Below are 13,364 nucleotides of genomic sequence, written 5' to 3'. Positions count from 1 at the left end.
GTATGACAATACAAGAAACACAACCATTGCATGAGACACTTTAAAAACAAGATAATAAGATTTCGGAAGTTTCTTCAGCATCTGACAAAGAATCTAAAGTTTTAGCGTTTAAAGAAGCTATGGTGCTTTCATCGAAGGACTATAAGATAATCTTCTGCATATTTATTATCAGTTTGGCAGTGGACTCTGTTATCCAAACGTTAGATGAGGTTATTACCCAAATATTGGATGAGTCCCTTATCCAAGTATTGGATGGGGTCAGAGAGTTTGATATTCTTACTTTTATCTGTATCTTGAGCCTATTTATGTTGATCTTTTGTTGTATAGCTATTCCGATTATTTTAATTTTACACATACGATTGACGAAGAAATTGAAAAAAGCACTTCAGCAATTAGAAGACACTTTTCAGCAGCGAGATAAAGCTTTTGCAGCACAAAAATGGAGAGCAAAATAATGACTCTTATGATATTGTTTGTTTTCATAAGTACAATTATTAGTTGTCTTTTTCATATAGCAATCATTATGCTTGGTTATTCTTATACGAAGCGTTCGAAATTGTATAAAAAGGTCGTTGCAGAATTAGAAAAAGTAATTAAAGAACGAGATGCGGCAATCGAGGGGTTATTGGAGAAAGAACAATAAAAGCGGCATAATGCTTTGAATTTTTTATGGTACTCGTTTTAAAACATGGAGATGTGTCATACTGATGATTAAATAGATTGTTTCATGTTTTAGATAAAACAAAAAAAGAAGGTTCAAAAAACAGAACTTAGATGTGTGATTAAAAATTTTTTATGACGGATGAGAGTGTACTCTATATTTTTGCGTTTTTTTTGATTCATGGTGGTGTAAAAAATAAACTCTCCTCATATCATTAGGAATAAATTATTTTGAGTTTGCTACTAAAGAACATTTTTTACGCGTAAACATGTATGTGTATATATTTTTTAAATGTATTTCCGCTCTATTCTCTTCTGCTTTCTCATTGAATATTTTTTGAAAAGTGATTTCAGGGAAGAGAAATTTTCTTGTTCGTTATTGTCTCATATAATCCATTTTCTTTTAACTTTTATGGTGCAGCATTTTGTGCTGATTTTCCAATTTGATTGGATTTGAGATTTAATGCGTTGGGGTATTTTTTTGAATGATAAATAACAGAGCGTAAAAAAATTTTTCTCTCATAAATCATGATATTGATTATAAACTCTAATACATGAGCACATTGAAGGATTGTCTCTTTGTTGGGAGGAGCGAGATAATGATCATTAGACTTTATGATCGAGAGGCTTTTGTCTTGATTTAATAGGTTTTGTAAGGAAGTTAAATTTTTCCTTATGATTTGAGGGATAGTTTTTTCAACATTCAAAGTTCATTTTATTTTGAGGCTGAATGCCTATTGGGGGGCTGAATGATTGTCATGAGAGAGATTTTTTAAAATTTTGACTTTTTAAAAGTGGAGCCCCTTTGGGCATTAAGGATGGCAAAAAACATTTTGAAAAGAAGTGCTGATTCACAATAATTGAGCGGCATGTTGGAAAATCATATCTCCTTATGTTTATTTGCATAGCCCTCATATGAAAAAACGTGTGTAAAACAAAGAAGTTACTGTTGATATAAAGCTGAATGGTGCCCGGAAGAGGACTCGAACCTCCACGCCTTGCGGCACAGGTACCTGAAACCTGCGCGTCTACCAATTCCGCCATCTGGGCTTATAAAAATCATCTAAGCGTGTGAAGCAATTCTGTCAATAAAATTATAGAATTTATTTTCTCTGTTTAAAACGATTGAATTAAATTTGGGGGGGGGAGCGTCATGGTGTTAAAAGTTTAAGGTGTGATGATTGTCTTTGATGAAATGGTTGAATCGGGATTAAAGGTGTAAATAATAGGAATACCGGTCGCTAATTCTTGAGATATAATTTCTTCGCCGTTTAGACCTTCAAGCGCCATCATAAGAGCACGAAGAGAGTTTCCATGTGCTGCGATCAAAACAGTTTGAGAGCGCAAAATATGAGGTTGGATATGGTAAAGATAATAAGGCCAAATGCGTGCACCGGTATCGCGTAGGCTTTCTCCATTAGGCGGTGCAATCGTATAGGAACGGCGCCACATTTGCACTTGTTCTTCTCCCCATTGTTGGCGCACTTCATCTTTATTTAAACCAGAAAGATCACCATAATTACGTTCATTCAAGGCGGAAGTTTTGATCACTTCTAAATTTGATTGTCCCATTTGCTCTAAAATGTGCTGAGCCGTTTTTTGGGCACGCTGTAAGGCAGATGTATAAGCGATATCAAACTTCAAACCAGTTTCTTTCAGTTTTTTCCCTGCTGCTATCGCTTCCCCATGACCTTTTTCTGTTAAATCAGGGTCTTTCCAACCCGTGAAAAGGTTTTTGAGATTCCATTCGCTTTGTCCGTGACGGATGAGTACAAGTGTGCGTCCCATTATGAATTGCCTCTATTTTATTGGTTGTTTAGAATTAATCGTTTAATCCCAAGACATCAAGCATTGAATAAAGACCATTTTTATGATTTTTGGCCCACAAAGCTGCTTTTAATGCGCCATTGGCAAAGATGGAGCGTTCTTGCGCTGTGTGTGAAAGAACAATTCGCTCATGGGAGCCGGCAAAAATAACACTGTGTTCGCCAATAACCGTTCCACCCCGTGAACAAGAAAAGCCAATGGAGCCTTTTTCGCGTTTCCCTGTATGGCCATTACGTTCGTTGATGCGAACATCTTGTAGCATAACATTGCGACCTTCAGCCGCTGCTTGCCCGAGAAGAAGAGCTGTTCCAGAAGGGGCATCAACTTTGTTTGCGTGATGCATTTCATAAATTTCGATATCAAAATCATCGGCTTCTAATGCTTTGGCCGCTTTCTTTACAAGGTTGGCTAAAAGATTTATGCCAAGGCTCATATTTCCGGATTTGACAATTGTTGTATATTTCGCAAAATCTGCAATTTTTTCTTCTTCTGTTTTGCTAAAGCCTGTGGTGCCGATAATATGGACAAGGCTTTTTTGAGCAGCATAGTGAGCATAAAAAAGACTGGCTTGGGGTTGTGAAAAATCGACAATACCTTCTGTGTTTGAAAAGGCATTTTCAGGATCGTCTGTGATGCGAATTCCAAGAGAGTCTGAGCCAATTAATACACTGGCATCTTTTCCTATAAAAGGTGAGCCTTTGCGCACAAGAACAGCACAAAGCTCTACATCTTTCCTTTGCCGGATTGCTGTAATGAGTTCACGTCCCATTCTCCCATTTGCACCAACAACTGTAAGGCGCATTTTTATCTCCTTATAATACTTTACACCCCCGTAGTATAGGCAAATTCTTGCCTTCTTTCCAACCGTTCTTTTTCCTTTATAGAAAAAAATTTCTACTTTAATTTATCCTTTTATACTGTAAAGTTCTATCATTGAGGGTAAGTGATCGTAAGATTAAAAAATTTACAGAGAGATGTTTTTTGTTAAAGTGTGTGATGAATAGGGCGAGCCTTGTTTGTAATGCCTCATGGAGATTGCACATTGCTGTGACGCTTTTATCTCTCCCGTTCTTGAATAGGTCACGTTTCTTATGTGAGCCCTTCAAACAAAATACGCTTATGTTGCCAATTCACGCACTCATCTTAAAGAAATATGTTTCAATGCTCCTAAGCTCATTTCATGATAGTTCTTGCGGATGGTATAACGAGAAAATCTCCAATGAAGCATATAAAATCTATTCTGCAGCGCTATGCTTCATAAAAGCGCAAATTGGCACCATCATACACTTTGTCAGTCTTTGCAGCCTTTGCTTTGGTATTTGAAATGATTCATAGGGATTTTATTCTTTTCTTATACAATTTTTTCATACACCAATCCCGTTTATGACGTAGTAAGAAAAAGATTTTAATTGATTTAAGTGAGGAGGATTATGCGTGAAAAGTATTTGAATTCATGGTTCAATTTAAAAATTTATCATTTTTGAATCAATGTGTTATCTATGAATAAAAACACATAAAAGAAGTCAGAAACAGGAAAATGCTTGAAAAGTTGAATTGTTGATACACGAGCGCTGGTTGGATTCTTTATCTTTTAGGAAGGCCCGTTGAAAAAATTGTTATTTTTTAAAAACGCATGATAGAGTTTTTTTCTATTAAGGGTAAATAATTATGCATGTTATGAAATGCGTTTTTTCATATATCGGGAAGAATGGAGGATAACATGCGCTAAGTATGATTATTTTATTCGCTTAGCTTTCAATGGGGCTACAGCTCTTGTCTTTAAAAAGAGATTTTAAAACCCTTTGTTAAATATCTTTATCTCTATATTGATCTTTTTGTGATACGGCAAAAAAGATTTTTTAGGTGCATATATAAGAGGGCTTGAAATAAGAAATGATGATGGGGTCTTATTTTTGTTTGTAAGAGAAAGCTAGAAATCAAGATCAGCATAGTGAGCGCTGGCAACAATTCCACGGACACGATCTGTTAAAAGAGAACGAAAAGAAGGTCGTGATTTAATCCGCATATACCAGTCTTTGGCTGCAGGGGATTGTTCCCAGTCAATTTCCCCTAGAAAGTCAAGGACGGAAACAGCAGCAGCTGCTGCTAGGTCAGCATAGGACAAGGTAGAACCCACTAAGCTATCGCGAGAGGCACAAAGCCAATTGAGATAGTTCATATGGGGTGGAATATTGGCTCGTGCATTGCGTAAAATTTGTGAATTGGGCGCTCCACCGCCAATGGCAAGGGGCATTTCACGTTTATGGATTCGTTCTCGTACAATATGGCGCGTTGCTTCATTTTCAAATTTATTTAAAAACCAGTCATTGAGGCGGCGTACCTCCGCACGGTCTAAAGGATTTTCCGGAAAGAGTTTATTTTCTTGTCGTAAACTTCCATGGGTTTCATCTAAATATTCGCAGATAACAAAGGGACCGGATAATGGAACTTCGTGTTCATCAAGAAAAACAGGAACATGACCGGCGGGATTGAGCGCGAGAAATTCGTGTCTTCTAGCCCATTCATATTCTTCAATCAGTTGAGTGGCTACACCATATTCCCCAAGAATGAGGCGTATGAAGCGCGACGCAGTGGATAGGGGAGAGTGAAAAAGTGTCAGCATAATTTACACTATTAAATAGAGTTGATAAGAATTCTTTCAAGTCATCTTTTTTATAAAGATGCTTGACTAGAAGTACAAGATCATTAGCAGCGGCTAGCAATTATGCTTAATAAATTGTTAATAATATGAATGCGTTTTCTTATGCAATGGTTTGCAAAATGGCAGCACGTAATTCTTCCAAACCGTATGATTTTTCTGAAGAAGTTGCAAGGATCTCAGGATAAGCTGCTGGATGTTTGAGAAGTTTTGTTTGTGTGGTCATCATTAATTCTTCCAAAGCATTTGATTTGACTTTATCGCTTTTTGTCAAAACAATTTGGTAAGAAACAGCTGCTTTATCAAGGAGTGCAAGAACATCTTCATCATTATTTTTGATTCCGTGCCGTGAATCAATCAAGAGATATACACGTTTTAGTGTTGTGCGTCCCCGTAAATAGCTAAAAATCAAATTTGTCCAAGCATCAACCAGATTTTTAGGAGCAGCAGCGAAACCATAACCCGGCATATCTACGAATGCGAAAGGAGGAAGATCTCCTTGTTGCCCACTGAAGCCATCGGGGACAAAATAATTAAGCTCTTGAGTCCGTCCTGGTGTATTTGAGGTCCGTGCTAAGCCTTTTTGCTGGACAAGTGCGTTGATTAAAGATGATTTTCCAACATTGGAACGTCCTGCAAATGCAATTTCTGGTGGTCCTTCAGGGGGGAGAAAGCGTATTGCGGGAACACCACGAATAAAAACCCAATTGCGAGAAAAAATTCCAGAAAGGAAAGAATCTCTTGTCATTTCTGCTCTTCTTTTTTGGGTGATTTTCTCCACAAGACTTTTAAATTATCAAAAAGCTCAATTTTGGCTCCTTGGCGCTTCATCATGATACCTTGCTGAATGATCGACAATATATTGTTCCATGCCCAATAGATGACAAGACCAACAGGGAAAGAGGCAAGCATAAAAGTAAAGACGACTGGCATCCATGTGAAGATCATCGCTTGGGTTTGGTCTTGAGGAGCAGGATTCATACGCATTTGTAAAAACATTGTTATCCCCATAATCAAAGGCCATGCACCAATCATAAGAAATGCTGGTGTCGTGTATGGCAAGAGACCAAACAAGTTGAAAAGAGACGTCGGATCAGGGGCAGCTAAATCTTGAACCCAGCCAAAGAAAGGTGCATGGCGCATTTCAATGGTGATATAGAGAACTTTATAAAGTGCAAAGAATATTGGAAATTGAACCAACATTGGCCAACACCCTGCAAGGGGATTAATTTTTTCGGTTTTATACAGTTCTATGATTGCTTGTTGTTGTTTGTTTTTGTCATCGGGATATTTTTCTTTTATCTCTAGCAACCGCGGTTGTAGCAGCTTCATGCGCGCCATAGATTGATAAGACTTATTGGCGAGAGGGAAAAGAAGTGTTTTTAAGAGAACTGTGACAAGAAGGATGGCAATACCAAAATTTCCTGTTTGCTTATAAAGAATGTCAATGAGGGCAAACATGGGTTTTGTGATGAAATCAAACCAACCCCAATCAATTAAGAGAGCAAACTTGTTGATTTTTAGATCGTTTTGATAGTGATTAATGATTTCAACTTGTTTTGCACCAGCGAAAAGACGATTTGTAACGGTTTTTGTTTCATTAGGGGCAATCGTTAAAGGCGATCCTAGCAAGTCAGATTGATAATGGGTTTGTAAACGATCAAAATAAATAAAACGGCTTGTATATTCTTTATCTTGCGGAGGAATAACCGCTACAGCCCAATATTTATCGGTAATGCCAATCCAGCCTCCTGTCACTTTGGAAAAAGCCATGCTCTTTTGTCCATTAGCAGGATTTGGATCAAGCTCTGCTAGGGTTTTATATTTTTCAGTTTTGAGCGAATCCCCTGCAATACCGATCATCCCCTCATGAAGCAAATAGGTTGCATTTGTATGTTCTGGTGGTGCTGCACGGGCAACGCGGGCATAGGATGAGAGATATATTGGTTGATCACTTTCATTGCTGATAGAATCCTCAATGGTAAACATGTAATGATCATCAACAGAAAGGGTGCGGCGGAAGATTTGTCCTTGTCCATTATTATAAATCAAAGTGATGGGAGTTGAAGGGGTTAGGGTCGTATTGTTTCCCTCTATTTGCCATTGTGTATCGGATTGTGGCAAGGCTTTTGCTGGCAAAGATGCACTTGCAAAACCAAATTCAGCAAGGTAAGTCGTTTTGAATCCTTTAGGATTGAGCAAATCGATTTCCGGTGATTTTTTATCGACTGTTACACGATATTTCTTAAGGCGAAGATCATCAAATTGTGCACCAACAAGATTAATAGAGCCTTCCAGTTCATTGGTTTTGATCGCAACACGCTCTGTTTTGGCTAATACAGCTTTCCGGATTTCGGGAGTCATTGGCTGTTCGATGATTGATGTTGCTTGATGCGTTGCGGTATCGTCAGAAGAATTCACTGTGGCAGTAGAAAGGGCTGATTGTTGTTTTGACAATTGCTGTTGCTGTGTGATGGCTTGTTGTTTTTGTAATTTTGCTTGTTTGGGAGCAACATGAAGAAATTGCCATGCGATGAGCACTAGGAAAGATAAGCCAATAGCGATAAAGAAATTGCGGTTATATTCCATTCGTACACCCTTGTTGTCGTTGCTGATGTTTTGTTTTTGGTTTTATTCGCCGATTTAATTCACTAATCAAAGATGTGAAAGGCGCATGTAACGCATCGCGATACGCTACAATAACATAGTCTGTTCCTGCTTCCATGTGGTTTGTTACACCAACGCGTACGGCTTCACGCAAGCGTCTTTTGATACGATTACGTTTCACAGCATTACCATTTTTACGGGTAACAGTGAAGCCCACACGCGCAACAAGAGAAGATTTTCTTTCTGTTGTTTGTTCACGAGATTTTACTTCGAGTAAAAATAAAGGCCCCCGTCGTTTTTCTCCTGTACGGACAGCCAAAAAGTCTGCTCTTTTGCGAATGCGGCAGGGATGTTTTTTCTTCATAAAAGAACATTTCGCAATTTCACTAAATGCTTGGCTGACCAAGCATTAGAAGTTCATAACAAAAGTTTCACAACGAAGAAATGATGAGCAATCCTCAACGGTTGTGAAAATTTAAAGGGTTAAGCAGAGAGTCGCTTACGTCCACGAGCACGTCTTGCAGCAATGACTTTACGTCCTCCAGCTGTAGCCATGCGTGCACGAAACCCATGGCGGCGTTTACGGACAAGTTTAGAGGGTTGGTACGTACGTTTCATTTATTTAAATACCGCGGAGTGCGGCCCTTCTTAGTTTTCGTTTCATCAGCAGTTATGCGCGAGATAAACAATTTTATCCTATCAGACGGCTGTTAACCCATAAGAAAAAATGTAAAAAAAGTCAATCTTAGATTGTTTTTCTTACGCTTGAAAAAATATAAAGCACTTTCATAACTGTTTGTGACACTTTTTTATGATACATTTGAAAATGTCAGAAAATAGCGATTGAGTCTACAGAAAATAAATGACGAGAGCGTTAAAGACTTAAAAAAGTGTGACAGATTATTGTATGCTCAATTTAAAAAATACTTTGATATTAAGAGTTTTTCTCAGTTTTGTGTTTTACAAAACCCTTATCAGAATATTCATTAAAGTGTTGGCACACAAACGTGTTTGATAAGCTTTTATAGCAGATTTTGTGCTTGAGTTTCTTTATTTAAGGGTGGTTTCGTGTTTTTAAAAAGAGATAAAATATAAGTCATTTATACTTTATAATCCTTAAGTAAAGTAGAGATTTTAGGGTGATGAACCTGTCAGTATTTTTCGTTCTTATGCTTGTATTTGTTGGTATTTTATAGAGAGGAAAGAGCGTGGATCCTATCACAAGTGAGACTGTCCGCAACGTATTACGTAAAATCAAAGGACCAGATCTTGAAAGCGATATTGTATCGTTGGGGCTTCTTTCAGAAATATTAATTGCTGATGGCAAGGTTTTCTTTTCCATTACAGTTCCTGATGGACGTGTGCAAGAATGGGAATCATTGCGCCGTTCTGCTGAAGAGTTGGTATGTGCTTTGGAGGGCGTGGAATCTGTTGTCGTCACGCTTACAGCAGAAAAAACAACAAAGGGAGCACCTAGACGCAGAGCAAATCTCTTGCCTGTAAAAATGCCTATAGAAGGTGTGCGCCATGTCATTGCTGTTGCTTCTGGAAAAGGAGGGGTGGGAAAATCGACGATGGCGATCAATATCGCCTTAGCTTTACAAGATGCAGGTTTCAAAACAGGGGTGATGGATGCAGATATCTATGGTCCGTCTTTGCCACGTTTGACAGGACTTGTTAACCAAAAACCACAACTAATGGGCGGAAAAAAGATTCAACCTCTTGAAAAATTCGATCTTAAATTGATGTCGATGGGATTTTTGGTGGAGGAAGAAAAGCCGGTGGTATGGCGTGGTCCTATGGTGATGGCCGCTGTAACGCAATTGTTACGAGATGTTGTATGGGGGCCTTTGGACGTTTTAGTCGTGGATATGCCGCCGGGTACAGGGGATGCACAATTGACGCTTGCGCAACAAGTACGATTAACGGGGGCGTTGGTTGTTTCTACGCCTCAGGATCTTGCTTTAATTGATGCACGTAAAGCGATAGAAATGTTCATGAAAGTCAATGTTCCTATTTTAGGACTGATTGAGAATATGAGTTATTTTATCGCTCCTGATACAGGAAAACGCTACGATATTTTTGGCCATGGTGGGGCGCGGGGTGAAGCAGAACGTCGAGAGGTCCCGTTCTTAGCAGAAATACCACTTGATGCAGCCTTACGATTTTCTTCCGATGAGGGGAACCCTATTTTTGTTGCTCAGCCTGATGGCGAACATGCGCAACTGTATCGTACAATTGTTGATCAAATAAAAAATAAACTCTTTTGAACATATGTTTGTTTAAGAGAGTTTGCTAAAATACACTTATGAAAGATATAAAAATAGTTGCCCTTTTGTAAGGGAAAATGAATTTTAATCCGGAGAAAATAATTTTTTATCATCATCTTTTCATTCGGTCTTTCTACGTTCAAAAGCATCGAAAAAAAGATCTTTAAAAAAGTGGAGATGATGCATTCTCTCATGTTTTCATTGTCCGCGGTTTTTATCGGGATAAGCTTTTTATGCAACAACAAAATTCTCAAGAATATATTTATGTTTATTATGCAAGTGCTTGTTTGAAAAGAGAATATTTCTTAATGTGTTTCATTCATTTCACGAGAGTGCTTGTGAATGATAGAACGTAAAAAATTCTGTGAACTGTAGAGATCCCATAGCATTTCTCCTTAAATAAAAAGAGAGAAGTCATATCCATTATGTTCTTTGCATCCTTAAAGTTTTCCTCTATTTTTGCATAAAGTTGGCAAGTTTATTTACGTTCTTTTTAAACGATTTTATCGAAATGTTGCTTCCTTTTTTAAGAGACAAACAAACATTTTTTATTTTATGACAAGAGAACGTACAATGGGAAAAGATTTTGTCACTATTCTCATTTCAAATATTAAAGTATTAAAGGACGAATTTTCTTCTTATAAGTGATTTTGTGCTCTAAAAATATCTTGAGGATTAATTAAAAGTTTTATTTTTATTGATGTAAATTAAAGGAATAGGTAGTTAAAAAATCTGTTTTTCCTACTCTTGAAAGACCTATCGCAGACAATTTTATTAATTCATGTTCACAAAGAGCCCAATCAATAGATCCATAATTCTCATATTTGAGATGAGAAAAAGGTTGGTTAAGTCTTTTTAGAAGCATTCATTTTTTGTAAAGTCGCCTCAAGAGCCGTTGTTAGAGCACTTTTCCCCCCTTGATGAGAAAAATAATTTGACAAAAATTCATTTGTTCCCCCCTTTGTCGAAAACTCTTTTTCAAGCAGTGCAAAATTAAGAGAGCTAGAATGATCCGTTGCTATAATTTTACGCATTTCATCTGTAAGATTTCCAAACATCATGGCAAGGAACTCTGCTGATTGTTGTTTGTTTAACCCTTGTGTTATAAACCATTGATGGGCTGTTTCTATAAAATTAAAATATACGCCCATAAGAGAACCCGCTGTCATAAAAAGATTAAACTGCTCTTCTTTATCGAGCACCAATGTGCCCCCCAATGCATCAAATAAAGTGCGTAAAAAGGGATGATCGGGATAAATGGGTGTTAAATTTTTGCACTCTGCGACAAAAGGTAACGGAACAGCACGATAAACTTTATGGTTGATCCACGCTTCCACTTCTGCGGTTTTTGCCATAGCAAGAACGGAGATAACCAGCTGTTCTGGATGAAAATGAAGGGAGCGCAAAACGCCTTCTGCAATTTGATTGGGTAAACAAAGAAAAACACAATCACTCATATCAAGTAATGCTTGGTTATTTTCAGCAATCATCACCTTATCATAAGTGCGTGAAAGACGCTCTGCTGTCTGTGCATTGCGCGGTGAAACAATCATGGAGGAAACATTAAAGGCGCTTCTCATGAGGCCATCCACCATGGAAGCGCTGATTGTGCCTGTTCCCAAAAAGCCAAGTTTCATTTTTATTTCTCAATTTTATATTTTAAAAGGAATCTCAATCAACATTTCAGGTGTTTTAACTCACATAAATGCTAATTGAGGAAGCAACACAGAGCATTGCAAGAATAATCAAGCCCAAATAGATTTTTGGTTTGTCAAATAGAACGGCAAAAGCAGAAAACCAACCAACAACAGCTGCGGCTAATGCAAATAAAAAACCTGGTTTATTCATCAGTACAATATGCATTGCCATTAAACCACCAATAATCAGCGCTCCAAAAACAATGAGCAAACCTGTTGCAAACTTTTCATAATCATCCATATTTTGCTCCTTATAGCGCTTAAATTGTTATAGACTTTTTAACGCATATACACATAAAGGCGAAATGTTTTTTATTGAGCATGGTTAAAACGGGGACTCCTCTTATCGATCAGATGTAAAAAATGCGGGGATATGCTTTGGCCAACGCCAAGGTAAAATTGCAATCAAATCAAAGCGTACAGACAAAAGGGCATAATCTTTTTGCCGTGCGAGCCAAATATCAGCTGCTGCCTCAATTCGCTTTTCATTCATTCGGGAAACCGCTTCCATTGCTTCCATCAACGTTGAACGTGCTTTGACTTCAACAATTAATACTAAATTTCCACGTCGTGCAATTAAATCAATTTCCCCACACTTTGTTTTAAAACGCATTTCAGCTATGTGAAATCCTTTGAAACGCAGCCACCAAGCAGCCAATTTTTCTGCACGAACCCCTCGATAAAAAGACTTTTTTCTCTGTTTTTTTGGTATCGTCTTATGCATTATTTTACGTATTTTTTAAAGAAATTAATCGCTGGAAAAGTTCCTGCTTTTTCAAACCGGTCTTTTTTGCAACCAAAGCTGCTGTTTGAGCAGCAGAATGTGTCCGAGCGCCTTCTAATAACATTTCATCAACTTCTTGATCACTGATTACATTTAAGCAAGAAGATGATGATTCTCCAACAAGCACAACAATTTCTCCTCGAATCTGTGTCTGTTTTCTATAGTTTTCCAACAAACTTCCCAAATTAGAAACATCTACGGTTTCAAATTTTTTTGTTAATTCACGACAAATGGCGGCCGGTCGATCTGCCGAAAAAAAAGTGACCATATCCTGTAAAGTTTCAACAAGACGATGTGGTGATTCATAAAAAATCAAAGTTGCTGGAATCTCTTTTAATTGTTCTAATCGTTTTTGACGCTGCGCTTTGCGTGCACTTAAAAAACCTGCAAAGAAAAAGCTATCGGTCGGAAGCCCTGTTGGTATCAGAGCTGCTAAAAGAGCTGATGCTCCAGGGATCGGAATAATTTTATGACCCGCCTTACGGGCTTCTTCGACTAATCGAAATCCAGGGTCAGAAATAAGCGGTGTTCCCGCATCTGAAACAAGCGCTACCGTTTTGTTTTCTGCTAAAGCCGCTAAGAGCTTTGGACCTGCTTTTTGCGCATTATATTCATGATAGAGAAAAGTTTTTTTTCGAATACTGTAACGTTCCAACAAAACACGTGTTACCCGCGTATCCTCACACGCTAAAATATCAACGCCTGCCAACACTTGCAAAGCACGAAGCGTAATATCTGCAAGATTCCCGATCGGTGTTGCCACAAGATAAAGCCCTGGCTCTATGAGGGGGGCCGAATAAGCATGCGCACCTATAAAATATGCGTTCTCACACATGCCTTTTTCTCTTCATTAAATTCCC

At 38.0% G+C, this 13,364-nt stretch carries 13 protein-coding genes and 1 tRNA gene; 2 read left to right on the top strand and 12 right to left on the bottom strand.

The window, feature by feature from the left end:
- Positions 1-454: 454 nt before the first annotated feature.
- Positions 455-643 carry a hypothetical protein gene (locus PVV66_RS03070; protein ID WP_273718871.1) on the top strand — a complete coding sequence of 63 codons (189 nt, stop codon included), beginning with the start codon at positions 455-457 and terminating at the stop codon, positions 641-643.
- Positions 644-1,625: 982 nt separating this feature from the next.
- On the opposite strand, the gene PVV66_RS03065 is transcribed toward PVV66_RS03070, so the two are convergent.
- The 8 genes from PVV66_RS03065 to rpmH all read right to left on the bottom strand — a co-directional run bounded on the left by PVV66_RS03065 (position 1,626) and on the right by rpmH (position 8,371).
- Positions 1,626-1,710 (bottom strand) — tRNA-Leu (locus tag PVV66_RS03065).
- Positions 1,711-1,827: 117 nt separating this feature from the next.
- Positions 1,828-2,448: a 2,3-bisphosphoglycerate-dependent phosphoglycerate mutase gene (locus PVV66_RS03060; RefSeq protein WP_273718870.1), complete on the bottom strand. Its 621-nt coding sequence runs from the start codon at positions 2,446-2,448 to the stop codon at positions 1,828-1,830.
- Between the two features lie 34 nt (positions 2,449-2,482).
- Positions 2,483-3,289, bottom strand: a complete 807-nt coding sequence (gene dapB / locus PVV66_RS03055; protein WP_273718869.1) for a 4-hydroxy-tetrahydrodipicolinate reductase — start codon at positions 3,287-3,289, stop codon at positions 2,483-2,485.
- A gap of 1,128 nt (positions 3,290-4,417) precedes the next feature.
- Entirely contained in the window at positions 4,418-5,110 is a 693-nt protein-coding gene (locus PVV66_RS03050) for a glutathione S-transferase family protein (protein ID WP_100129369.1), read from the bottom strand.
- Positions 5,111-5,249: 139 nt separating this feature from the next.
- Entirely contained in the window at positions 5,250-5,894 is a 645-nt protein-coding gene (yihA, locus tag PVV66_RS03045; RefSeq protein ID WP_273718868.1) for a ribosome biogenesis GTP-binding protein YihA/YsxC, read from the bottom strand.
- Positions 5,891-7,735 carry a membrane protein insertase YidC gene (gene yidC, locus PVV66_RS03040; RefSeq protein ID WP_273718867.1) on the bottom strand — a complete coding sequence of 615 codons (1,845 nt, stop codon included), beginning with the start codon at positions 7,733-7,735 and terminating at the stop codon, positions 5,891-5,893. Before yidC ends, yihA begins: the two co-directional genes overlap by 4 nt.
- On the bottom strand, positions 7,725-8,117 hold the full coding sequence (gene rnpA, locus PVV66_RS03035; protein ID WP_273718866.1) for a ribonuclease P protein component: 393 nt from the start codon (positions 8,115-8,117) through the stop codon (positions 7,725-7,727). Before rnpA ends, yidC begins: the two co-directional genes overlap by 11 nt.
- 119 nt (positions 8,118-8,236) lie before the next feature.
- Positions 8,237-8,371, bottom strand: coding sequence for a 50S ribosomal protein L34 (rpmH, locus tag PVV66_RS03030; RefSeq protein ID WP_005864709.1), 135 nt, complete (start codon positions 8,369-8,371; stop codon positions 8,237-8,239).
- 590 nt (positions 8,372-8,961) lie between these two features.
- On the opposite strand from rpmH, the gene PVV66_RS03025 reads away from it, so the two are divergent.
- On the top strand, positions 8,962-10,023 hold the full coding sequence (locus PVV66_RS03025) for an Mrp/NBP35 family ATP-binding protein (protein WP_273718865.1): 1,062 nt from the start codon (positions 8,962-8,964) through the stop codon (positions 10,021-10,023).
- 845 nt (positions 10,024-10,868) lie between these two features.
- Here the strand turns inward: PVV66_RS03025 and PVV66_RS03020 are convergent.
- The 4 genes from PVV66_RS03020 to rsmI form a co-directional block, all read right to left on the bottom strand.
- On the bottom strand, positions 10,869-11,660 hold the full coding sequence (locus PVV66_RS03020; RefSeq protein ID WP_273718864.1) for a pyrroline-5-carboxylate reductase: 792 nt from the start codon (positions 11,658-11,660) through the stop codon (positions 10,869-10,871).
- A 55-nt stretch (positions 11,661-11,715) separates the two neighbouring features.
- A complete protein-coding gene (locus PVV66_RS03015; RefSeq protein ID WP_144753644.1) occupies positions 11,716-11,961 on the bottom strand; it encodes a hypothetical protein in 246 nt (81 codons plus the stop codon).
- Positions 11,962-12,063: 102 nt separating this feature from the next.
- Entirely contained in the window at positions 12,064-12,444 is a 381-nt protein-coding gene (locus PVV66_RS03010; RefSeq protein ID WP_275064839.1) for a YraN family protein, read from the bottom strand.
- Between the two features lie 4 nt (positions 12,445-12,448).
- Complete coding sequence (gene rsmI / locus PVV66_RS03005; RefSeq protein ID WP_273718863.1) at positions 12,449-13,339, bottom strand: 16S rRNA (cytidine(1402)-2'-O)-methyltransferase; 891 nt, start codon at positions 13,337-13,339, stop codon at positions 12,449-12,451.
- Positions 13,340-13,364: the final 25 nt, after the last annotated feature.

It is taken from the genome of Bartonella sp. AU16XJBT (assembly GCF_028618665.1).
In the GTDB taxonomy this organism is placed as follows: domain Bacteria; phylum Pseudomonadota; class Alphaproteobacteria; order Rhizobiales; family Rhizobiaceae; genus Bartonella.
Note: the sequence above shows the minus strand (reverse complement) of the source record. Positions and strands in the feature narration are given on the sequence as shown.